Annotated in this window: 27 protein-coding genes and 1 tRNA gene; 12 read left to right on the top strand and 16 right to left on the bottom strand. The window is 43.4% G+C overall.

Annotated elements, in window-relative coordinates; genetic code table 11:
• Nucleotides 1–49: 49 nt before the first annotated feature.
• Nucleotides 50–122 (bottom strand) — tRNA-Val (locus HQN88_RS01850).
• Between the two features lie 356 nt (nt 123–478).
• Between HQN88_RS01850 and HQN88_RS01845 the strand changes: the two genes are divergently transcribed.
• On the top strand, nt 479–673 hold the full coding sequence (locus tag HQN88_RS01845) for a hypothetical protein (RefSeq protein ID WP_028558119.1): 195 nt from the start codon (nt 479–481) through the stop codon (nt 671–673).
• 47 nt (nt 674–720) lie between these two features.
• On the opposite strand, the gene HQN88_RS01840 is transcribed toward HQN88_RS01845, so the two are convergent.
• The 3 genes from HQN88_RS01840 to HQN88_RS01830 all read right to left on the bottom strand — a co-directional run bounded on the left by HQN88_RS01840 (nt 721) and on the right by HQN88_RS01830 (nt 1,730).
• Nucleotides 721–1,011, bottom strand: coding sequence for a hypothetical protein (locus HQN88_RS01840; RefSeq protein WP_173108548.1), 291 nt, complete (start codon nt 1,009–1,011; stop codon nt 721–723).
• A 200-nt stretch (nt 1,012–1,211) separates the two neighbouring features.
• Nucleotides 1,212–1,421 carry an alpha/beta-type small acid-soluble spore protein gene (locus HQN88_RS01835; RefSeq protein ID WP_173108547.1) on the bottom strand — a complete coding sequence of 70 codons (210 nt, stop codon included), beginning with the start codon at nt 1,419–1,421 and terminating at the stop codon, nt 1,212–1,214.
• A gap of 150 nt (nt 1,422–1,571) precedes the next feature.
• Nucleotides 1,572–1,730 carry a hypothetical protein gene (locus HQN88_RS01830; RefSeq protein ID WP_173108546.1) on the bottom strand — a complete coding sequence of 53 codons (159 nt, stop codon included), beginning with the start codon at nt 1,728–1,730 and terminating at the stop codon, nt 1,572–1,574.
• Between the two features lie 287 nt (nt 1,731–2,017).
• On the opposite strand from HQN88_RS01830, the gene HQN88_RS01825 reads away from it, so the two are divergent.
• The 3 genes from HQN88_RS01825 (at nt 2,018) to HQN88_RS01815 (ending at nt 3,669) form a co-directional block, all read left to right on the top strand.
• Nucleotides 2,018–2,344, top strand: coding sequence for a hypothetical protein (locus tag HQN88_RS01825; RefSeq protein WP_173108545.1), 327 nt, complete (start codon nt 2,018–2,020; stop codon nt 2,342–2,344).
• Nucleotides 2,345–2,519: 175 nt separating this feature from the next.
• The gene (locus HQN88_RS01820) at nt 2,520–3,071 is read left to right on the top strand and encodes a superoxide dismutase family protein (RefSeq protein WP_173108544.1); all 552 of its coding nucleotides are present in this window, start codon (nt 2,520–2,522) and stop codon (nt 3,069–3,071) included.
• Between the two features lie 22 nt (nt 3,072–3,093).
• A complete protein-coding gene (locus HQN88_RS01815; protein ID WP_173108543.1) occupies nt 3,094–3,669 on the top strand; it encodes a hypothetical protein in 576 nt (191 codons plus the stop codon).
• 84 nt (nt 3,670–3,753) lie between these two features.
• Here HQN88_RS01815 and HQN88_RS01810 read toward each other — a convergent pair whose 3' ends face one another.
• Nucleotides 3,754–4,179 carry a CBS domain-containing protein gene (locus tag HQN88_RS01810; RefSeq protein ID WP_173108542.1) on the bottom strand — a complete coding sequence of 142 codons (426 nt, stop codon included), beginning with the start codon at nt 4,177–4,179 and terminating at the stop codon, nt 3,754–3,756.
• A gap of 99 nt (nt 4,180–4,278) precedes the next feature.
• Here HQN88_RS01810 and HQN88_RS01805 point away from each other — a divergent pair, with 99 nt between their 5' ends.
• Together HQN88_RS01805 and HQN88_RS01800 are read left to right on the top strand one after the other, a co-directional pair.
• Complete coding sequence (locus HQN88_RS01805) at nt 4,279–4,737, top strand: divergent PAP2 family protein (RefSeq protein WP_173108541.1); 459 nt, start codon at nt 4,279–4,281, stop codon at nt 4,735–4,737.
• Nucleotides 4,738–4,816: 79 nt separating this feature from the next.
• A complete protein-coding gene (locus tag HQN88_RS01800) occupies nt 4,817–5,254 on the top strand; it encodes a GNAT family N-acetyltransferase (protein ID WP_173108540.1) in 438 nt (145 codons plus the stop codon).
• On the opposite strand, the gene HQN88_RS01795 is transcribed toward HQN88_RS01800, so the two are convergent.
• Nucleotides 5,251–6,864 carry an ATP-binding protein gene (locus tag HQN88_RS01795; protein WP_274320179.1) on the bottom strand — a complete coding sequence of 538 codons (1,614 nt, stop codon included), beginning with the start codon at nt 6,862–6,864 and terminating at the stop codon, nt 5,251–5,253. The two genes, HQN88_RS01800 and HQN88_RS01795, sit on opposite strands and share 4 nt — an antisense overlap.
• A 166-nt stretch (nt 6,865–7,030) precedes the next feature.
• On the bottom strand, nt 7,031–7,783 hold the full coding sequence (locus tag HQN88_RS01790) for an MBL fold metallo-hydrolase (RefSeq protein WP_173108538.1): 753 nt from the start codon (nt 7,781–7,783) through the stop codon (nt 7,031–7,033).
• A gap of 126 nt (nt 7,784–7,909) precedes the next feature.
• Here HQN88_RS01790 and HQN88_RS01785 point away from each other — a divergent pair, with 126 nt between their 5' ends.
• From HQN88_RS01785 to HQN88_RS01775, 3 genes are all read left to right on the top strand, one after another.
• The gene (locus HQN88_RS01785) at nt 7,910–8,812 is read left to right on the top strand and encodes an alpha/beta hydrolase (protein WP_173108537.1); all 903 of its coding nucleotides are present in this window, start codon (nt 7,910–7,912) and stop codon (nt 8,810–8,812) included.
• A gap of 80 nt (nt 8,813–8,892) precedes the next feature.
• Complete coding sequence (locus HQN88_RS01780) at nt 8,893–9,510, top strand: stalk domain-containing protein (protein ID WP_173108536.1); 618 nt, start codon at nt 8,893–8,895, stop codon at nt 9,508–9,510.
• A gap of 90 nt (nt 9,511–9,600) precedes the next feature.
• Nucleotides 9,601–9,915, top strand: coding sequence for a DUF1292 domain-containing protein (locus HQN88_RS01775; RefSeq protein ID WP_056612546.1), 315 nt, complete (start codon nt 9,601–9,603; stop codon nt 9,913–9,915).
• 61 nt (nt 9,916–9,976) lie between these two features.
• On the opposite strand, the gene HQN88_RS01770 is transcribed toward HQN88_RS01775, so the two are convergent.
• Nucleotides 9,977–10,396, bottom strand: coding sequence for a DUF1885 family protein (locus HQN88_RS01770; RefSeq protein WP_056612545.1), 420 nt, complete (start codon nt 10,394–10,396; stop codon nt 9,977–9,979).
• A gap of 86 nt (nt 10,397–10,482) precedes the next feature.
• A complete protein-coding gene (locus HQN88_RS01765) occupies nt 10,483–11,952 on the bottom strand; it encodes an aminotransferase class I/II-fold pyridoxal phosphate-dependent enzyme (RefSeq protein ID WP_173108535.1) in 1,470 nt (489 codons plus the stop codon).
• Nucleotides 11,953–12,124: 172 nt separating this feature from the next.
• Here HQN88_RS01765 and HQN88_RS01760 point away from each other — a divergent pair, with 172 nt between their 5' ends.
• Nucleotides 12,125–13,390, top strand: a complete 1,266-nt coding sequence (locus HQN88_RS01760) for an MFS transporter (RefSeq protein ID WP_173108534.1) — start codon at nt 12,125–12,127, stop codon at nt 13,388–13,390.
• A gap of 33 nt (nt 13,391–13,423) precedes the next feature.
• Nucleotides 13,424–14,593 (top strand): MFS transporter, encoded by a 1,170-nt coding sequence (locus HQN88_RS01755; protein WP_173108533.1) that lies wholly within the window; start codon nt 13,424–13,426, stop codon nt 14,591–14,593.
• 73 nt (nt 14,594–14,666) lie between these two features.
• On the opposite strand, the gene HQN88_RS01750 is transcribed toward HQN88_RS01755, so the two are convergent.
• From HQN88_RS01750 to HQN88_RS01730, 5 genes are all read right to left on the bottom strand, one after another.
• Entirely contained in the window at nt 14,667–15,323 is a 657-nt protein-coding gene (locus HQN88_RS01750; protein WP_173108532.1) for a TetR/AcrR family transcriptional regulator, read from the bottom strand.
• A gap of 37 nt (nt 15,324–15,360) precedes the next feature.
• On the bottom strand, nt 15,361–16,392 hold the full coding sequence (locus tag HQN88_RS01745) for an ABC transporter permease (RefSeq protein WP_173108531.1): 1,032 nt from the start codon (nt 16,390–16,392) through the stop codon (nt 15,361–15,363).
• Nucleotides 16,389–17,117 (bottom strand): ABC transporter ATP-binding protein, encoded by a 729-nt coding sequence (locus HQN88_RS01740; protein WP_173108530.1) that lies wholly within the window; start codon nt 17,115–17,117, stop codon nt 16,389–16,391. Before HQN88_RS01740 ends, HQN88_RS01745 begins: the two co-directional genes overlap by 4 nt.
• Before the next feature lie 174 nt (nt 17,118–17,291).
• The gene (locus tag HQN88_RS01735; RefSeq protein WP_173108529.1) at nt 17,292–17,972 is read right to left on the bottom strand and encodes a hypothetical protein; all 681 of its coding nucleotides are present in this window, start codon (nt 17,970–17,972) and stop codon (nt 17,292–17,294) included.
• A 111-nt stretch (nt 17,973–18,083) separates the two neighbouring features.
• Nucleotides 18,084–18,722 (bottom strand): DUF1054 domain-containing protein, encoded by a 639-nt coding sequence (locus HQN88_RS01730; protein WP_173108528.1) that lies wholly within the window; start codon nt 18,720–18,722, stop codon nt 18,084–18,086.
• A gap of 194 nt (nt 18,723–18,916) precedes the next feature.
• Between HQN88_RS01730 and HQN88_RS01725 the strand changes: the two genes are divergently transcribed.
• Nucleotides 18,917–19,774 (top strand): stalk domain-containing protein, encoded by an 858-nt coding sequence (locus HQN88_RS01725; RefSeq protein ID WP_173108527.1) that lies wholly within the window; start codon nt 18,917–18,919, stop codon nt 19,772–19,774.
• 4 nt (nt 19,775–19,778) lie between these two features.
• On the opposite strand, the gene HQN88_RS01720 is transcribed toward HQN88_RS01725, so the two are convergent.
• Both HQN88_RS01720 and HQN88_RS01715 read right to left on the bottom strand, forming a co-directional pair.
• Entirely contained in the window at nt 19,779–20,432 is a 654-nt protein-coding gene (locus HQN88_RS01720) for a response regulator transcription factor (protein ID WP_173108526.1), read from the bottom strand.
• Between the two features lie 14 nt (nt 20,433–20,446).
• Entirely contained in the window at nt 20,447–21,583 is a 1,137-nt protein-coding gene (locus HQN88_RS01715) for a sensor histidine kinase (RefSeq protein ID WP_173108525.1), read from the bottom strand.
• Nucleotides 21,584–21,725 lie beyond the last annotated feature (142 nt).

The following is a 21,725-nucleotide window of genomic DNA, read 5'->3' as shown; positions in this document are numbered from 1 at the left end:
ATGCAGAAAACCCGTGAAGCACTAGGCTTCACGGGTTTTCTGTTATGTATGACCTGTAGTGGGCTCGAACCACTGACCCCTACCCTGTCAAGATAGTGCTCTCCCAGCTGAGCTAACAGATCGTTTTAGATATAGTCAGTAATATACCAAAATAACGAGAGATTGTCAATTGTTGGGCTGTTACTTCTTCCAAAAAAAGATCAGCTTATGCAGGATGGAATAAGGCTTTCGCTTCTTTTTGGACCGCGGTAAAAAAGAGATTGGCTCCGTTGGTTCAAGAGGAGAATCTGTTTCTTTAGCGAGTAGAAGGGATAGCTCATCCGGTGTAATTCCTCGAGATGTCATTGCAAGATGTCAGCCTCTCTGGTTATGTAAGTGAAATTAATGTACCATAATTCAGCGATGTTTCCTAGTATAGCTTTCATCTTGCGTGAATTTATGGTAACTTGAGAACATTAGAGTTTTGGGAGGATTAGCTATGACGAAACAACAACATCGTTGGAATTTAAGATTGAAGAGTAGTAATGTGTATTTAGGCACGGTATACCTAGGCGATCCGCTTCCTGAAGTGGAAGATGTGATCATGATCGGTGAGAAAAAATATACGATTCTTGAACTCGGCAGCACACGTGATGCAAGTGACGTTTTTGTAGAAGAAGTTAAGAAGAAGTAATGAAATAGGAGAAGGAGCGGATCCAGGTGATCTGCTCCTTCTTTTTCTTATGCTAGGTGGTATAAGGACGCCAGGCAATCAACGAACATTTTATTATATTCTTCTCGTGAAAGGTCTTTACTGCTTGCGATATCTCTTCCCAAAAATTGAAACCAAGTGATTTCTGTGAAATTTTTCTTATAAACAAACTTGTCATGCTGAATAAGGAAGGTATCATTTTCGAAATAAGGTACTTTGTCAAATTGCAAGGCGGGTTCGTTTTGCTTTTCACTCACTAACGTGGCCAACAGAATTAACATGCGGAAAGGATCGCGGAAAATTTCGTATTGCGTGGTCATGGTTTCAACACTCCTTATTCGGGTATCCGAGCAAGGTAATCATACTAAAGCTAGAGGATTAATTATAGGTGTTCGTGGAAACTGGTGAGGAAATTCAAGGGAAATCGGAGGAATTTGAAGGAAATAGAAAAAAGACTGAAGTCACTCTAAGGAGGATCGAGTGATTCAGTCTTTTTTGAGCTTGCTCCTACATCAAAGGATTAGCGTTTGTAGCCGCCTAAAGATTGTTCAGCCATTTGCACTAATCTTTTTGTGATGGTGCCACCGATTGAGCCAGCATCACGTGTTGACAAATTACCGTTGTAACCATTGGAGAGAGGGACACCAATTTCCTGAGCGACTTCATACTTCATTTGATCAAGTGCTGCCTTTGCTTCTTGTACGACTAAAGTGTTTGATCTGTTAGCCATTCAAAATCATCTCCTTTTTATTGGTACACCAGTATTATTTGAATGTTCAGAATATTTATGCGTTGAAATCAAAAAAAATATATGTGAAATCAATAAACCCCCAACTGTGAAGTTGAGGGGGATATTTGATCATGTATGATAACGGTTACATTATTCTTCGGATTGTTCTGCTTCTTCCTCTGCAGCAGCTGCTTCTTCAATCGCTTCAGCGATTACTTCTTCAGCCTCTTGACTCACCACTTCTTCAGTGGATTCAGCAGAGATTTCTTCTTGCTCATTTGGTTGTACTACTTCTTCTTCTTGGCTCATGTTTGTCACCTCCTCTGATACGTATAGTAACATTGTAGCACTTCTAATAGGTTATACAAGTAGGTTGCGAGCGAATCTATCAGATTTAATGCAGACTTAATAGTTTTGTCATTCCATAGCGGAATTGTCTTGCGAAATAAGTCGGATGAGAGGAGAAAACCCGCTATTTTAGCGGGTTTCAGCTTGTGTGCATGTTTTGTTTTACTAGGAATATATATGAGGCTAAGCAATAATATTTGATGGTTTACTATGCTGAGTTTCTATGAAAACTCATAGGAGGAATCCGAATGAATCGGTCGGATGTTATTTTAGAGCTACAACTTGTACCGGAATTGTTGAAACAAGCGGAAGCCATTTATGTCGATGCTGTATCTGAATTGAATTGGGCAAAGCATATGCTTCTTACGAAGGAGTATGAAGTGATTGGCGAAGGGCTCGTAACAGGGAAGAATGAGCTTCAGCGGCAGGCGGAATTATGGCCACACACGAAAGAGTTGCAAAAACAAGTTCTACAGATGGAAGACGCGGTTGAGCATACGAAGGTGGAATTTCACTTTTACAAACGGAAATTGGAGAACCTTCAAATCATCGCTAAGCTCATGACTATTTTATAATCATATTAAAAGGAACATGGATGAAGATGCCTGTAATCGAAAGATTGCAGGTTTTTTGCTTTTTCAAAGGATGATTTAGAAAAATTGTTAGGTATTATGTGGTTATCGTGAAGGGCAGTTGTGCATCCTAAGGGTAGAATATACCAATGTGTGGTTTTACAGGAGGATTGTACAAATGAAAATAGTTCAAATTATGATGACGGCCAGCGCGGGTCTCATGATGTTGACAGGTTGCCAAACAGTTAGAAGTACCACAGTAACAGAGGCCACCACATCGCCGGAAACGATTCGTGTAGCGCTTATAGGGTCAAACAACCAATCAGTAGGTTCTGCACAACTAACCGCTGTTAGAGACGGTGTACAGATGGATGTAGAGGTAAGCGGACTTACTCCTGGTGTTCATGGTCTGCACATCCACGAAAAGGCGATATGCGAAGCACCAACGTTTGATACGGCAGGAGGGCATTTCAATCCACATATGAAGGAGCATGGTTTCCTTAATCCGAAGGGTGCACATGCCGGAGATCTGCCAAATCTTATTGTAGATGCACAAGGTAATGGACGATTTAGCAGCGTTACGAAAGCGGTCGTCTTAGAAAAGGATAAGCCTAACTCGCTGTTTAAACCGGGCGGCTCTAGTGTAGTTATCCACGAGAAAGCAGATGATTTGAAAACAGATCCATCTGGCAATTCAGGTAAACGGATTGCTTGCGGTGCTGTGAAATAAGGAAAGGAAGGGTTTCAACAACATGATCAAAACACAGGATCTCAAGCTGCAAATGGATGAATTAACCAAGCAAAACGATATGGTGCTCATTGAGTTAGAGCAGGTCAAAAAAATGTTGATCTCAAGTGCGCAAGGCTCACAAGACAGCCAAGGACAGCAGCAGGCTTCTTCTAGTAATGGATCTGCCGCGTCAAATGACTCGGCAAATGATACGTCCCAAAGTCAAGGCCAAGATCAGGATCAAGGCCAATCACAGGGTCAGTCTCAAGGTCAATCATCACAGGGCCAATCACAAGGTCAGAATCAGAACCAAAATCAAGGTCAAAATCAAAATCAAGGTCAAAATCAAGGTCAAAATATGAACCAAGGAAACGCGAACAATCAGCAAGTAACTGATTTGGCGAATGAACTTTTAAAAATTAAAGATTTGGTAGTGAAATTGGAACAAAAAACGTCGCAATACGTCAGCAGTCAGTCGAATGGCTCTCTTACGGAAAAGGATGCGGTTAATCTCATTTTGACATTAATGAATGGGATGGTTGATTGGGCAAGCGAATTTGTCTCATCTAAGGCTTCATCCAATGGTCAAGTACAATAACAGGTTCGGATATGAAAAAGCAAAAAAAGGCTGAGATCATCTCTCAGCCTTTTTACTATGCCAATATGGTAATTATTAAAATAATTAGGACTGTACAGCTTTGGCTTGTAAATTCATTTGTTTGGCGCAATACTCAATAATTTCGCTACGTCTGACAATCCCAATGAATTTGTCGGAATCGTCGACGACAGGTACGAAGTTTTGTGCTTTGGCCAAATCAATTAAGTCGACCATGTCAGCATGAATGTGAACGGGTTTATTTTTAACACGTAGAGGAACTTCTTCAAGTACATGGCGATGTGCGTTTTCAAAGCCGATATGAGATGAATTTTTGAGAAACCAAAGTAAATCTCCCTCCGTAACAGTTCCTACATAATGACCATCATCGGAAAGGATTGGAACAGCGGTATATCGGTGGTACTCCATGCGCTCCAACGTTTGACGAAGGGTTGCTTGCGGAGTCGCGGTAATGACTTCGGATTTTGGTAACAGGAAAAAAGCGATATTCATCAGTTACACTCCTTACAAAAGAATCAATGTGTCTAGTATAGCAAACTTTGCGCATAGAATCTAAACCTGTGATGGATGCTAGTAGTGAGGTGAATAGAAATGAATCGAGCATTGACTACAGCTGTGATCGGTATTGGTGCCGCTCAAGCCATCAAATTACCTTTAACGTATATGTTCAGTAAAAAATGGGATTGGTCACAATTGGTCCAAACAGGTGGTATGCCGAGTTCGCATTCTTCAGGAGTTACGGCACTTGCTACCTACATTGGGCTGAAAAGAGGTTTCTCAGCTATTGATTTCGCGGTGAGTTCCGTATTCGGCGCTGTCGTCATGTATGATGCGATGGGCATTCGTAGATCCGCTGGTGAGATCGCGGTAGAAGTGAATGATTTAGACGAACAGGTGGAGCGGATTGCTCAGCAACACCCCGGAATTTATCACGCCCGAAGACGGAAAGCTCTAAGGGAGCGCTTAGGTCATTTACCACGGGAAGTTGCAGTTGGTGCGCTATTAGGGTTTGCGATTGGTGCTAGCAGCTACTTATTAGAAAGAAAGTAAGATGTGAATACGTACGTGTGGACAACATTTCTCGAATGGGATAAGATCAAGAAACGATCTTAGAGAGGAAGATGCCCACATGGAAACGATTCGTGTTACAACAATGGATGAACTGAAAGCTTGTTTTGCTGTGCGGTTTAACGTATTTGTTGATGAACAGCAAGTACCCGCACATCTTGAGATGGATGAAAAGGATGAGTCCCCTGAAGCTTGCCATCATTTACTCATTAGGGATGGCGAAGTTCCGATTGCGACTTCCAGATGGTATGAATACCAAGAAGCAACAGCCAAACTACAACGTGTAGCTGTCTTGAAAGATTATAGAGGAAGATCGCTTGGGAAACAACTCATACATGCGATGGAACAACAAGCGCTCGAGCTTGGTTGCAAATACGCGATTCTAGATGCGCAATGTCAAGCGGAAGGTTTCTACAGTCAGTTAGGCTACACAGTAATCTCAGATGAGCCTTTCTATGATGCCGGAATCTTGCATGTCAGAATGAAAAAATCTCTTTAACTTACAGCTGAATTGTCATTCCCGGAAGCCATGTTCACGGCAAGTGGGAACGTAAGAATAAATCGTGTCCCTATACCGAGCTCGCTTTCAACTTCTAATGTACCATGATGATCCTGAACGATTTTATAACAAATCGATAATCCTAAACCTGTACCTGTTTCTTTGGTCGTGAAGAAGGGATGGAAAATCTTCTCAAGTTGATCACTCGGTATACCGGGACCATTATCCGCAATGACTAAAGTCGCGTTCTTCTGATCGCGGCTTAATTTCATATGGATGGAACCGTTTGCTTCCATGGCTTCGCAAGCATTCTTCATCATGTTTAACAAGAGTTGTATCATTTTATCTTGATCCATAAGCATATGAACGGCATAGGTTGACTCATGAAAATGTATCTCATGCCCGGAGCTGGTCGCTTCCGATTCAATGAGCGAAATAACTTTGAGTACGCATTCATTTAATGAATGGGTTTGAAAGACAGTTTGATGCGGCTTGGAGAACTGAAGAAACTCACCAGTCAAATCACTCATCCGATCAATCTCGTCTATGATGAGTCCATACCAATTTTCAATATTGTAATCGCTTGCTTTTGATAATTGCAAAAAACCTTTGACCGTTGTTAAAGGATTTCGAATCTCATGAGCCATACCAGAAGCTAGTTCACCTACGACACGCAGTTTCTCGGAGCGCTGCATTTGTTCTTCGCGTTTTAACCAAGATTCGCGTTTCTTCATAAATAGATTATGCTCTGCGTGCAAAATAAGATCATCTTTCGTCAGCGCATCTTGAGGAAATATAGCAATACCATATGTATTTTGAATCCCAGTTAGCTTAGGGAGTTCAGAATCAAGCTTCTGCTGATAGGAAGCTGTTGTCAGGAAATCCTTGTTAAGCGGCATGACAACAGCGAATTCATCGCCGCCATATCGTGAAATAAAGAGTGCTTCTTTGAATAAGATTTGAAGGAGATCAGCCATTTGCTTTAGCACGAAATTACCTGCTTGAAAGCCGCCGGAGGTATTCATTGCTTTTAAATCCGTACAGTCGATAAGAAACAGCACAAGGGGCTGATGAAGTTTGATTTGTTGTTCGAGTCTTCGATGACATTCTTCATAATTGTAGAGACCAGTAAGGGAATCTTTTTGCGTTAATAAATGGCGCTCATTGCGGATTCGTTCCAATTTGCCACTGCGGAGGTGGATGGTTCGTGTTAGCCAAGTGACGGCAGCAAAGTCGAGGATACTCATGAATCCAAACATGGATTCTTTAGAAGCAGAATGCGTTATGAAATTAACCGTAGATAAATTAATGATCATGGCGCTTATGGATAAGACCCATGCTTTCCATTTGTTCTCTTCCTTATAGGAATAGTGTGACAACGTTAATAGGTATAGAGGGTAGCATAAGGAAGATTGTCCAAGTACGTGAAGAGAACCGATGAGGAGTATTTGAAGCCAAGGCATAGCGGGATGTGAAGAGTGGAATCGAACGGATAAGACAAATAGACAAAGGGCTAGAAGAAACAAAGGGATATTCAAGACCGAGTGCAGATAAATCGTATATAGGCCATACAAGAACACATAGACATAATAAACCCCATTGATAATCACCGTATCAGCTCCCGATTGGAAATTTCCGCCGTTCACATACTCTTGTGACATGTTCTAGGTTTGTCATAAAATCCCTGCTGATCTCGAAAAAAAAATGAAAAAGAAGGGAGAATTTATCGAAAGAAGCCCTGAGAATTAAATTCTCAGGGCTTCGGCTAGAACGATATCAATCGGTGATTTCGATGACTTCATGTTTGTGGATAAAGGTCATGTGACCTGTAAGGCCAATGAATTCTGGCATGTGGTCGTCATAATGCATCAGATACGTGCGTTTCTGAACTTCCGCTGGGAGGGTAAGCAGTTCAGCTAAGGTTGTGTGAACATAGCCCGGTCCGATTAATTGACAATCGTGAAAAATGGTGTGACAATTTCGAGTATGAACAACTTCGTTGATGAGAAAGTCATTATTAAATTGCAAATCAGCACTATAGAATGTCCGGTGATTAATGAAGATCGAATAGTTAAGCTTCTGAGCAATGTGCAGAGTAGGGACAATTTCAATTGTTAGCTCTGGTGAGATCTGATAAGGTACTCTTTCCTGTAGGTAAACAAGTTCGAAATAGTCCTGAAGCTGATGGAAGCCATCCTCCGGATTATAGAGTCCGCCTTTTAGACTATTCTCCCAAAGTACTTCAGCTAATGCCTCTGTAACATAAAGCTGCACACGTTTACGGTTATATTGATAGAATAAACGAAAAGCTACTTCTTCAAGGCCGCCTATGTGGTCAGCATGAATATGTGAAATGAGAATACCATTAATCTGATCGAGCTCTAAGTCAATCTCGCTAAGTGATTTAGGTACTGTAGGTCCACAATCAATAAGAAGAGTGGCATCGGTAGATCGAATTAAAGCACTTGTATTGTAATACAATTTGGAAAAGGCACTGCCGGTTCCCAACATTTGAATTTGCAAACTCATTCAGTGTCCTCCAATTTTCGACAAAATCCATCTTTTTCTAATGTAACATGGGAGGTTGCCGACTTTCAACCACTATATATAGAATTTAAAGAAACTGTAAAACAAATAGAAGGTGTTGATTTGATAATGAGTGGGTTAGTTGTCAGTATTATTCTTTTACTGATTATTCTGCTTGGAGTAGTTGGAATTTCAACCTATGTGGGGTGGCAGTTAACGCATCCGAAACGGAAAATCGTGGATGATACCCCTGAGAATTATAACTTGCACCGAAAGGATGTCACATTCCCAAGCCGAACAGATGGGGTACTGTTAGACGGCTGGTACTTGGAGTCGCCTCATGCGTCTTCCTTACCCAAAACTACGACAGTCATTATGTCACACGGCTATGCGGGCACACGACTTGAAAAAGGTCTCCCAGCCTTGTCATTAGCCCAAGCACTTGTGAATGCAGGCTATCATGTACTGATGTTTGATTTTCGGAATTCAGGACGATCGGGAGGGAACACAACGACAATTGGCTTCCTGGAGAAGGAAGACATCCTAGGTGCTATTGATTGGGTACAGACCTCTACAAGCCATCCAACGGAAATTATTTTACTTGGATTCTCGATGGGAGGCACGTCGTCCATCTTAGCTGCTGCGGAGGCGAAAGCTGTAGCAGGTGTCATTACCGACAGCGCTTTTAGCCAATTAATTCCCTATCTCAAGGAAAATTTGCCGGTGTGGTCTAAGCTTCCGCGCTACCCGTTTACTCCGCTTATTTTATTCATTTTGCCTAAATTGATTGGTTTGAATCCGCATGCCGTGGATGCATTAGCTGCTGTTGACCGAATTGTCCCGAGGCCGATTCTGTTCATTCATAGTAAAGATGATCAAGCAATTCCTTATACCAATAGTGCCCAGATGTACAAGCGTCACCCAGCGGCTTTTGAGCTATGGATTACCGAAAAAGCAGGGCATGTCGGCTCTTTTCAGCTTGAATCAGAAGCCTATATTAAGCGCGTACTGAATTTTATAGCAAAATGTTAAATTCATCGCAACTCTTCCTAATCATCGGCGTATAAAGATGCAGACATATAGATGACTAACGAGGTTGGAGGTTAAAAGTGATGAAAGTTCAGCGCATTTTTACGTTGATGGTAGTGTTCTTTGTTTTAAGTACGGCTGCGGTGGTAGCCTCATCGATATGGGGGGATTATAAAGGGTATAGTATTGCTAGATTAGTCGTAAATAATCAAACGAAAGAATTCGCGGATTCCGATGTTCCACCGCTTATTGTGGATGGCAAGACGGTGCTTCCCTTGCGTGCAATGAGCGATGCTTTGCAGTCCTTGCTCAGATGGGATGATGCGAGTAAAACAGCTTATTTGTTCAAGCCAAATGTACATATGTTCTTTACAACAGAAGTTCGGAAAGATTCGGCAATCGTTCCGTTCGGAGTTGTTGAACGCGGCAAACAAGCGGACTTTATCGTGTTCGCACAAGTAGACAACTTGAAAACGGGCATTAACTCCGTTCGTGTTTCCATTGTTTCTCCAAGTGGAAAAAGTGTGATTACACCTGTCGAGAAATCAATCTCCGATTCCAAAGAATCATTCTGGTTGAAGGTTCCCGTATATGGCGTATCATTCGATGAAGCGGGTACGTATGTGGTTAAGTTTGCTATGCAGCAAAGTGGAAGCAGCGAGTATTCTGTCGTTTCGGAAAAGCAAATTCAATCGGAGTAACGCAAGCAGGGATTATCTGGTTTGACCTCTTAATATGAAAATGTTAGGATATTTAAGTAACTTATTACTTAATGAAATGAGGTTCTGCCTGTGAGCGATGAGAAGCATGATCATGTGCACGGCCCGGACTGTGACCACGATCACGACGAGCAAGGGGAAGACGTTTTTATCGTTACGGACGAGAACGGTGTAGAACATGAAATGGTCATGGTATATACCTTCCAATCTCAGGAGCAAGCGTATGCTGTTTTACTCGATCGTAATGATCCTGAAGCAGATGGCGTGATTTTCCGTGTTGAAGAAGAGGACGAAGATGCATTCCTCGTTAACATTGAAGATGAAGAAGAGTGGGAACGTGTAGTAACGATTTACAATGAAATCGTGGCTCAAGAAGGCGAAGAATAAGAGCTATACATAAGAACCCCCTAGCAGAGTGATCTGTTAGGGGGTTTCTGTTTGTGCTCATTCATTTTCTAGGATTGAAATACATGATTCTACCGTTAAATAGATGAAGTTCAGCTTTCAGAAGTTTGCCCAAATATTTGCAGAATTCATTGCCTTTGCTCTTGTCACCATGTGTGGCATTGTCAGGTAATACGAATTGCACGAACTGGCGCTCTTGCTCTTGATTCTGTTCAGAACCGACCCCAACCACGATCGTATGATATAAAGCGTTGGTGCCTTTCAAATAAAACCATTTGCCTTCGCCTTCCGGCTTCGTCTCGATCGTATAAGGGAATCCAGCTTCGTCATACTCCCAACCAAGTTGTTTGGCTGTTAGGCTAAGTTGATCGCGATAATGCAGTAGCTTGTCCTTGATTTCATCCAAGGTAAGTGCAGTGACAGCGGATCCTGTTACGAATTTAATATAAGCGCTTTGAGCCATTCCCTTGATCACCTCATTCGCAAAACATCACCCATATCATAGCATCATGTAAACGGTTTTACAATATATCCCTTAGGGTAGCGAGCTTAGAAAATGGCTTGTGTTTCAACAATCACTTTCACCTGTTGGACACTACGATCTTCAGGCCCTTTAACAGGCAATCCAACTTCTACATGTTCAACAATATAGTCAATCAGCTCTTGGGTAATAACTTCACCAGGAAGTAGAATTGGAATGCCTGGCGGATAGACATAGATGAATTCTGCAATGATTCGGTCGGCAGAGTCTTTAAAAGGCAGAATTTCTGTTTCTCCGTAGAATGCATCACGTGGTGTCAAAGTCAGCTGAGGGATCGCAGGGACCTTGATAACAACTTCTTTGACTTCTGCCACATCATCATTGATGTGAGACAACTCACGCAAAGCTGTTAAGAGAATTTCTACATTCTCTGGTGTATCTCCTGGTGTGAAGAGACAGAGGATGTTGTACATATCACTCATCTCGACTTCGATATTGTAGTGATCGCGCAGCCAGTTCTCTACTTCAAAGCCCGTGACACCTAACTTACGGACGTGCACGCAGATTTTGGTAGGATCATAGGCGTAAGTGGCTTCATCTCCAAGAATTTCTTCCCCGAAGCAATAGAGGTTCGGAATCTCGTTGATTTGCTTACGGGCATAGTGAGCAAGCTGAATGGTGCGTTCGGCCATTTCACGTCCGTTCAGTGCTAGGTGACGTCGAGAGGTATCTAACGAACCTAGTAGAATATACGAAGTCGACGTCGTAGTCAGCATCGAAATGATCGTCTGAATACGTTTCGGATTCACACGATTTCCTTTGACATTGAGGACGGAGCTTTGCGTCATGGAACCACCAAGCTTATGTACGCTTGTAGCCGCCATATCAGCACCAGCATCCATAGCGGACATCGGTAGTTTCTCGTGGAAATGAATAAGCACACCATGCGCTTCATCTACAAGTACGGGCATATTATAGCTGTGTACGAGATCTACGATTTCCTTAAGGTTCGTACATACACCATAATAGGTAGGATTAATGACTAGCACGGCTTTCGCATCCGGATGCTTCTCAAGCGCACGGCGAACAGAACGAGTCGGAATACCGTGGTCAATTCCCAGATTTTTATCGCGAGCAGGTTGAATGAATACCGGCTTAGCTCCAACGAAAATAATCGCGGCTAGTACGGATTTATGGACATTCCGCGGTACGATAATTTTATCGCCTTCGGAACAAACGGTCATAATCATTGTCATAATCGCTCCGCTCGTACCTTGCACAGAGAAGAACGTGTGATCCGCGCCAAACGCATGCGCAGCCAGCTTCTGAGCTTCTTCAATAACGCCCATCGGCTGATGAAGATCATCTAGCGGTGCTATATTGATGAGATCGATGGAAAGGGCATTATCGCCTATGAAAGCGCGAAACTCCGGGTCCATGCCGACTCCTTTTTTATGGCCAGGAATGTGAAACTGAATTGGATTTCTTTCCGCATGCGCAAGCAATGCAGAGAACAGGGGTGTACGGGTATGATCCACCTGATTATCGCTTCCCTTCTATCGTGGATTGCTTGTCCAAAAGTTGCAACAAACAAAATGAGTATATCAAACTAGAGATATGATGCAAGTTAATTTTTTCAAAATAGTTTGCACAAAATGGGGTCAAACTAACACGAAGATGTATAAATAGGCAAATAAAAGGAGAAATCGGATGATTTGGATGCGAAAATGGCGGGATAATCGGATTTTCTCACCATTTGTGATGGAATTGTTAATTATTATGTTTGTCGTAGAATTTGTAAAGGGAGCCTTGCTTTTAACCGTTTTGCCGGTCTATATGACAACATCGCTCGGCGCATCTGCATTTGTTATCGGATGGACGTTGGCCGCGCAATATATTGGCGATAATGTATTACGTACACCTGTGGGTTGGATTATTGATCGGCTTGGCTATCGTGTAACCATGTTAACAGGTGTGTTGCTGACTTTCCTTTCCGTTATCATCATGGCCATCTCAACCGAATACGTGTGGATGATTGTTGGTTGTGCACTGCTCGGATTTGGGACAGCCCCATTATGGCCATGTGTTATTACGGGAACGACTGAAGTAGCAGGAGATGAAGGCAAAGCGACGATCATGAGCGTCGTATATATGGCGTGGCTGTCTGGAGTAGGACTTGGGCCCGTGGTAATAAACTTTTTCGTCGGTGAAAATAACTATGCCTTTGCATTCAAGCTGCTTATCGGCTGTATGACGGTAGTCGTGCTAGTCGCGCTCATGCTTCCACGCAAACAGAATGTGAATATGACTAGTGGTGATTTAGAAGAACAACAGGTTGTCATTAACTCGCAGCAAATACAAAAACCATCTTGGTTACATCGTGTATCTACCTATTTAAGCGAGGTTCGGAAATCGATGTCGATCAGTCCATTGATGTTTCCGGCCATGTTTGCTCAGACATTTGCTCTAGGGATATTAACGCCGATTCTAACGCTCTATGCCAAAGAAGTATTGAGGCTATCCTCCTTTCAATACAGCCTATTTCTAGTCGCTGGAGGAGCGGTTACGGTTATTTTTCTAGTTCCAATGGGCAAAATGGTAGACCGCTTAGGGATTCGCCCGTTTTTACTTATCGGGTTTACACTCAGTGCAGCAGCCTTACTGCTGTTCACTTACGTGAAAGCAATGAGCATGCTGTACATCTTAGTAGCGCTGCTCGGTGTAGGATATGCGTTCATTATTCCGTCATGGAATGCACTGATTGCCTCGGCCATTCCTCCTGAGAAGAGGGGGGCGGTCTGGGGGTTTTTCCTCACCATTGAAGGATTGGGAATGATTGTAGGCCCTATTGTGTCAGGAAAACTTTGGGACGTGTATGGGTACCATGCGCCATTCTTAACGAGTGGGTTTGTACTTATCTTGTTACTTGTTCTTCAAATGTTCATTTCCATCCCCAAAAAAGGTATGGTACGATAAGGAAAAAGAATTGGTTTGGAGGCTTAATGCATCATGAATAAACAGATTGGAATCATCATGTTGTTGCTGATGACGATCTTTATTGGATTCGGAATTATTATTCCAGTGCTGCCAGAAGTCGTGACTGGTGCGGGAGCGAAGTTTCATAACGCCGTACTCTTGTCTGTGTACTCAGCAGCTTCCTTCTTGATGTCTCCCATCTGGGGAGGCTTATCAGATCGTATTGGTCGTAGACCGATTATTCTAATCGGACTGCTAGGCTTTAGTGTGAGCTTCTTGATTTTCGGCTTTGCCAATGATCAGCTATGGATCATGTATGTATCGCGTATTCTAGGCGGTTTGTTCTCAGGTGCAGCTACGGCATGTGCGGTAGCTTATGTTGCAGATATTACAACGGCAGAGAATCGAACGAAAGGCATGGGCATGGTTGGGATGTCGATTGGACTAGGCTTTATCTTCGGACCAGCACTAGGCGGGATTGTTAGCAAATGGGGAACATATACGCCATTCTTCGTTGCTGCTGCACTTTCATTCGCTTCGTTCCTTTTCGCGGCTGCGATTCTTAAAGAGTCCCTAACATCGGACAAGCGTAGATCTGCGAAGGAAAAAGCGCCTTCACGCTGGACTGCTTTCGATGGGGCTTCTAAGTATTTGTACGTACTGTCTTTCTTCGTGTCGTTCACGTTGGCAGGACTTGAAGCAACGCTTCAGTATTATCAAATGGACAAAATCGGTGCCACGCCGTTTGACATCGGCATGATGTTCCTCGCGAGCGGCATCGTCGGTGCCTTGATCCAGGGCGGCGTCGTACGCCGCCTAGTGAAGCAAGGTGCCGAACAGTTCGTTATCGGCATCGGGTTATTGCTCTCAGCAGCTGGCTTCTTCCTGCTGCTGTACTCTAGCAGCGTAGTCACCGCTGCGATTTACTTATCGGTCTTCGGTGCAGGAAACGCGCTGATCAGACCGTGTGTGACGTCGCTCATTACGCAGCGTACGAAGGTTGGACAAGGCGTCGCGACAGGCCTCAGCTCCTCCATGGACAGCCTGGGCCGCATTGCCGGCCCGCTCCTTGGCGGAGCGGTGTTCGCGATCGCACACTCGCTGCCGTTCATCATCGGCGGCGTGCTGTGCCTGGCTGCGATCTTGCTGCTGCAGCGCTTCATTATGGTTGATCGCCAAACTAGCGCGCAACGAGCGGCTTAGTCTAAAGTAGAAAAGCTGCACATCCACTTCTCCGAAAGGAGAGGGATGTGCAGCTTTTTGTTTATTTCCCATTTTATCGGGGTGATAGACCGTACAAAATGAACTTAATCGTATAGTCGATTTCTTTCTCTTCATCCCAGGTAGAATCGGGAACTAGAAGGAATCGTGTGATGAGAAACCCCATTATCGTGGAAACGATCAGCCGCATCGCAGTGGGTTCAGGGAGTTCAATGAGCTGACCCTGCTTCTGGAAATGCCGAATCGCTTTATAAGCTTTCTCCAGCACCAGAACGGCCACAGTTTCTTTAAATTGTTCGCGAAGCTCATTATGGAAGGGGATTTCATGCATGAAAATTTTGATAATAGGAAAGTGCTTGCGAGCAAACTCTAAGCGATTCATGGTAATCGCACGTAGGAATTGTTCGACATCCGGATAATCAGCTTCCAAAACCTTTGTAAAATCCTTAACCGCAAATGGCGCGATGAGTTTGGACATCATCGGTGCTACGATCGAGAGAAGCAGCTCTTTTTTTGTTTTGTAATGGCGAAAAATCGTACCTTCGGCGACGCCAGCTTTCTGGGCAATCTCGCTTGTCGAGGAGCCTGCAAAACCTTTCTCAGAGAAAATCTCCACAGCCGCTTGAACAATCTTAATCTGTTTATCGGTCATTTTCTCTTCTTCGTCGTTCAGACGCAGCAGTTCAGTTAACCATGGCTCGATCTCGGACATTGCATTCACCTCTTTCTCCGTTCTAGACATCCATCCATTATATCTTACGATGCTTCTTTAATGCCACTATATTCAAGATCATAAAGACGAGAGTAAAGGAGGCAAGCACTAGCACATCAAGCCAGATACGATCCCAGCCTGCGCCGCGAATCATAATATTCCGCAGAGCGTCCGCGCCATAGTATAGCGGCATCAAATGTCCGATCCAACGCAAGTATACAGACATCGTATCCAGGCTGAATAAACCAGAGAAGAAGACCTGAGGCACAATGATAAGCGGAATGAACTGAATCATCTGGAACTCATTGTTTGCGAAGGCAGAAATCAGCGTTCCCAAGGAGAGTGCGGAAAGAGCTAGCAACAGAGTAATCAGTAACACATACCAGAAGGATCCTACCATCATCAGTCCGAGGACGCTCGTTGCAAACCATGCAATAAGTGTAGCTTGCAAAGTGGTGAAGATTCCAAAACCTAGGATGTACCCCACAACGATCTCCCAACGACGCAAGGGTGTAGCAAGAAGTCGTTCTAAGGTTCCGCCTGTACGTTCTCTCAGGAAGGATACACCTGACAATAGAAAAACGAAAAAGAAAACGAAAAATCCAATAAGGACCGGTCCGAAATTGTCAAAAGCGGCCATATCAGCCCCACCGTGTAAATACAAGATCGTTGGAGCAAGTGTTGCTGCGCTGCCAGTGGGGGCTGAGCTCTGCAATGCCTTTTGCAGCAGGAAGAGAACAGCTTTGTTCTTACTTGGATCACTGCCTTCTAGGGTTAGTTGAGGCGTAGTTCCATTCATGGCGAGCACAGCGTCTAAGCGAACATTGTCCAGTTCCGTTTGGGCTTCTGCTGCTGTGTAGACAGTAACTTCTGCGTTTAGGTCCTGCAGCTTCTGAATGAGCGGGGCAGGAACGTTAACTGCGCCAAGCTTGGGCACATAGGTGTTGCCATTGAATACCAAGGACATCATGAACAAGATGAGCATAGGAGCTACCAGCATCATCATGAGTGTTCGTTTATCATGGAAAAATTGGCGAAGGATCCGAATCACTATAGCTCGAATTCTCATGCGTGTGCACCTCCATAAACTAAGAATGCTTCTTCGATCGTGGAGGAAGAGGTAGCGTGTTTTAATTCCTCTGGCGTGCCTATCGCGGTGAGACTGCCGTCTCGAATCATGCCGAGCTGATGGCATTTGTCTGCTTCATCCATCACATGTGTGGTCAAAAGAATAGTAGTGCCATTCAGACTCAGATTCGTCAGCTCCTGCCAGATCGATTTGCGCAACACAGGGTCAATCCCTACGGTAGGTTCATCGAGAATAAGTATGCTCGGTTCATGGAGCAAGGAAATGGCAAGCGATAACCGCCGCTTCATGCCTCCTGAGTAGTTGCTGACTTGCTTCTTCAAGTGATCGCTTAAATCCACGAGCTCCATGACAGCTTGAATGCGCTGCTTACATTTGGCTCCTTTGAGGCCATACAAGGCTGCAAAAAAAGCTAGGTTCTCCTGCGCTGTTAATTCGGTGTATAAGGCATCTGATTGCGCCATATAGCCGATTTGGGAGAGCATAGCTAGCTGTGGCATCTTCTGGCCAAGTACGGTCGCCTGACCGAATGTGGGGGCATCAATGCCTGCGATCATGCGTACAAGTGTTGTTTTACCCGAACCGGAAGGTCCAAGGAGTCCAAAAATCTGGGAACGAGGAACCGCAAGCGTAATGTCCTTAAGAACGGTTTTCTCACCAAATTGTTTGCTGACTCTTTGCACTTGAATTGATGTGGCGGATGTCATGGTTTGCACCTCTTTCGAGAAAATTTAGAGTGAGTAATCACTCACTTTTAATACTAAACCCATCATACGATAAATGTATGTCTTTGAAAAGTGAGTAATCACTCATTTTTTTATCAAAGAGTGCGAAAGAAAAAGAGGCATTCCATTGAATGCCCCTCCTGTTAACGCCAAGCGTTACTTTTTCGCCTTTGGTTCCATTTTGTGATCAACCCACTTCTCAATGGACGGGGTTAATTGATCCTTAATCGATACCACTAGCTTGTCTTTGGAAATACCCTTCGCTTGGGCAATTTCGGCCAACGACTTACCCGCATGTAGTTGCGCACGGAGTTCGTCTTTACTCATGCCAAGCGATTTTGCAAGCTTTTCGGTGTCGGGCTTTAAACCGAACTTATGCTTGCCATGTCCAGGATGGTGAGCTAGCAGATTCTTCTCATTGAGAATGAACTTTAAATGCTCGCCAAGTTTTTGCTTCATGTGATCGCCTTGATCGGCAGTCAGCTTACCATCTTTCACAGCGGTTTCAATTTTCGTTGTCCGCAGTTGTTGGAGCTTCGCGGTCAGATCAGCTTCCGAGATGCCTTTTTCGGCGGCGACTTCCACAATGCTTTTTCCACTCTTCAGCGATTTGAAGAGAACCTCTTTGTCGACACCGATAACGGTGGCGGATTCTTCAATGATCGGCCATTTCCGCTTATGGTGTCCGCTATGTCCAGTCTCATCTGCCTGCTGCCATGTAACGGTGGGTTGATCTTCAGAATCAGGGTTTTGTGCGACAGCAGTGAGGCTGCCACCCAAGATACAGGTGAGTGCGATGGAGCTGATGAGCAGCTTCCTTATGTTTGTTGTTTCCAAGTGATTCGAGGCCTCCTTTCCTGTGTATTGGGAATTACAGGATTTAGTCTGCGCAGGAAAGCCTCGTTTTAGTTGAAAATAACCTTAATTTAACATAAATATTTTATGAAATTAGAGCGATGGTGTATCAACAGCAAGTTTGTACAGAGGAAGCAGCTTCTCGAAGGTTTGTTCAATTAATTGTTCCAGCTCAACAGGATTTGCTAACACGGGGTCATCGAATCGAAGGTTTCGACCGATAAGCAGCTCTACTTTTTTGACATCACGGAAGCGGATTAAGGCTTCATTCCAGCCTGTAGTGTCGAGTTGAGACACGGGAATTGTATCTTTTTTCATATGATCAAAGGAAAGCAGGAAATCTGCAGGAATTTCGCTTCGAATTTGCTCTATGTGGTTCATGTAAGTTTTAGCGATATTACCTTTGTTCGGCAACTCATAAATAAGTGCAAGCCAGATAAAAACGCGATCATCGAATAGTCCGACCTGGAAGTGAGGTACTTGCTTGTAGCCGCGTTTGTTCGGACAGATAGCCATCCAGGTATCGACAGGCGGATTGATTTTACGGCGTAAATGTTTGGCAATATGGAGGAACATTTCGGTTCCTGATTGTACAGACAATTCGGTTGCCAATGCATCGCCAAGGGCTTTAAATTTAGGTTGAATTCGCTCGCGAATGGCAGCCATACGTCCGTCTAAACCCTCAATAGCGAAGGTATCAAAATCATGTTGTGTAAAACCAGTAAAACTCATGGTATAAGGTCCTCATTTCAATCCTATTTTTCAACTATTCTAAAGTAATTTTCTACATCTCGCAATGAATCGCAAGTTTCTTCGACGTTTTCGTATAGGTCAATAGACTGATATTGTCGAATCAAGGAGGTAAATTAAGGTAGTTGTCGAATGAGTTAACTTAACAAGCACGGAAAGGTACAGGAGGAATTGAAATGAAGAAGATGCCGAAATGGTCAAAAGTTGCAATCGTTGGAACACTGATGGGAACTTGCTTTGGGGCAGGTGTATATGCACAAGATGTGCTTCAACGTGTCGATGCGTATCTCAGGAATGACTACAAGGTCGTCGTGAATGGTCAAGCTGTTCAACTAGCGAATCCGCCATTAATTTATAATAATTCAAGTTATTTGCCTGTTAAGGAGCTAGCTGGTTATTTAGGCGCAGTCGTGAATTGGCAGGAAAACACGAAAACGATTTATGTAGTCCCACGTGTGAATTCGAATCAGCCGACTGAAGGGAATGAGTCGAATTATACAGAGATTATTCTGCAATATCCCTATGCGCAATATGTGGATTATCAGGGAGCAACCTACCCAGTCCTATTAAACAACACCGATCAAACATATTATCGACTAAGTGATATTGAACGAATGGGGATCCGTACGGATGCTTTACGTAAGGCTAAAGAAAAATTTACCGGTCAAGTGTATGTAAGTGAATCGGAATTGAAAAATGTGTGGGGGAACCAGCCCCCGCAAATGTCTTATTCCAGATTTGAGTCATTAGTTGTGTCTGGTGAAACTGATCCAATGAAATTGAAAGCCTTGAATGCTTATGTTGAGTCATACCGTTATTTTGTTGTAGATAAAGTTAGTTACTCCTGGAATCCAGTCATTATTGATAAACTGCCAGAAGAAAACACGTATTATTATTTATTGAATAATAACGGGCATTTCTTCAAAACCACGATTAAATTAACACCTTTTATCAATTACAGCAATGAAATTTCTGATTACTTAGTGGCCAGTACTTCGGTGGAAGACATTGAGGCAGGGAAAGTCGTGAACTAGTTTCTCATCCTCGTTGCTTCTTCAGATAGAATATGGCAATTTGTGTGCGATCTCGGAGGTTCAATTTACTTAAAATTTCAGTTACATAGTTCTTCACCGTACCTTCGCTCAGGAATAGCTCCTGGGCGATTTCTTTATTTGAAAGACCATCAGAAATTTTAGCCATGATTGCCTGCTCATTAGCTGTCAAGCCGAGTCCATCAAATGGTTGGGCTGGCGAAGCTGCTTTGGAGGGACTAGCGTGAATGAAACTGGTGAGTTTCTTAGCAATATCTGGATGGATAAGTAAATTCCCTTGCTTCACAGTTTTGATGCCTTGAATAATATGGTCTGGGGAAATATTTTTTAATAAATAACCGCTTGCGCCGTTTCGTAGTGCTTGAATGATGTATGCATCATCGTCGAAGGTAGTCAGAATGAGTATCGCGATTTCCGGGTACGCTTCCTTGATTTGTTTTGTACCTTGGACACCATCACAGAGAGGCATTCGGATATCCATGAGGACTACATCTACTTGTGTTCCATTATGAATAAATGTGAGCGCTTCGTTTCCATTCGTACAAGTACCGACAACAGTGATTTCAGGATCAAGTCCAATAATCAATTGTAAGCTTTCACGAATAAATGGATCGTCGTCGGTTATGAGTACGTGAATCATCAACAATCCCTCCTTTAATTAGCTTCATTGTGTCGAAAAGCCGGCAATACGGTAGTTACGGTGAAATGGTCATCATTCGAAATATGAAGTTGCCCGCCAATTACTTTAATTCGTTCTTCCATTCCGGATAAACCGAGCCCTTTAACCGTAGGCTCCAACTGACGTGTGCCATTATTGGAGACGCTCATGGTCACTTGATTAGCCGCGTACTGTAGCGTGATCTGAACGTATGTAGCTGCGCCGTGTCGAATCGCATTAGAGATCGCTTCCTGCGCATTTCGGTAAAGAATGAATTCAAGGCTGGGATACAATTCATAAGGCATTCCCTGAATATCGAGTTCAATGTCGATAGCGTTCTCTCGCGTTAACTCATCAATTAACGTAGCCAAGGAATAACTTTTGAGCGAATGCTTGTTCGGTTTCAAGCGACGTACCGTTGAACGAAGGAGTTCCATGCTCTCTCCGAGTTGATCGCGAACTGAACGTAACATCTCAGTACCTTTGCTTGGTTGAGAGGGGAGGATGGTAAGTGAGGCCTCCATCATCATTTTGATTCGGATAAGCTTATGTCCTAAATCGTCATGCAGATCATGTGAGATGCGGTTGCGTTCTTCCGTTTGGGCAATGTTCTCTACTTTTCGTGCATAATCCATTAATTGAATACGAGCCTCGTCCAGTGTATAGTGCTGTTTTCGAAGTTGATCATAAAGCAGTTCAATATCATCTTTATTTTTTTTCATTCGCTGAAGCTGGAAAGAGAGGAGTGCAATTGTGCAAAACATCACGTTAGCAATGGTGAAATACATAGATGGTTGATTTTGCAAGGAAAAATTAAGGACTAGAAGTTGTAACAGAATTGCACCAAAGTGCTGCTGCCGATTCTGGTTGGGTATATAAGTCAGAAGTGTTGAGAAGAACGAAAGAAACCAAACTCCTCCGTAGTGATAACTCATCCAACCTGTACAGCCGATTTCAAAGAGGAGCATCCAATTCGTATTCGGGAAGCGTGTTCGCCTGATTTCGGTCAGTCCAATAAATAAGAGCACGAAGAGTGCATAGGTATCATTGGATTTGTAGGTTTCCAAATACATGGAGGCAATCGCAGATACGAGTAGGAGAAGATAGCGTATGAGCAAGAGTTGGTTTATCAATTAAGATTCGCATCCTTTATCTTAGTAAAGAAAGTATAGCATACGAGTTTTCGTTGGATAACACTTTTCTTTGCAAAAACAAAGTGACTTTTGTCACTTTGTTTAATGACTTCTTCTACCTGTCGATGTGCTTGCAAAAGCG

This window comes from Paenibacillus qinlingensis (genome assembly GCF_013204845.1).
Classification (GTDB): domain Bacteria; phylum Bacillota; class Bacilli; order Paenibacillales; family NBRC-103111; genus Paenibacillus_E; species Paenibacillus_E qinlingensis.
Note: the sequence above shows the minus strand (reverse complement) of the source record. Positions and strands in the feature narration are given on the sequence as shown.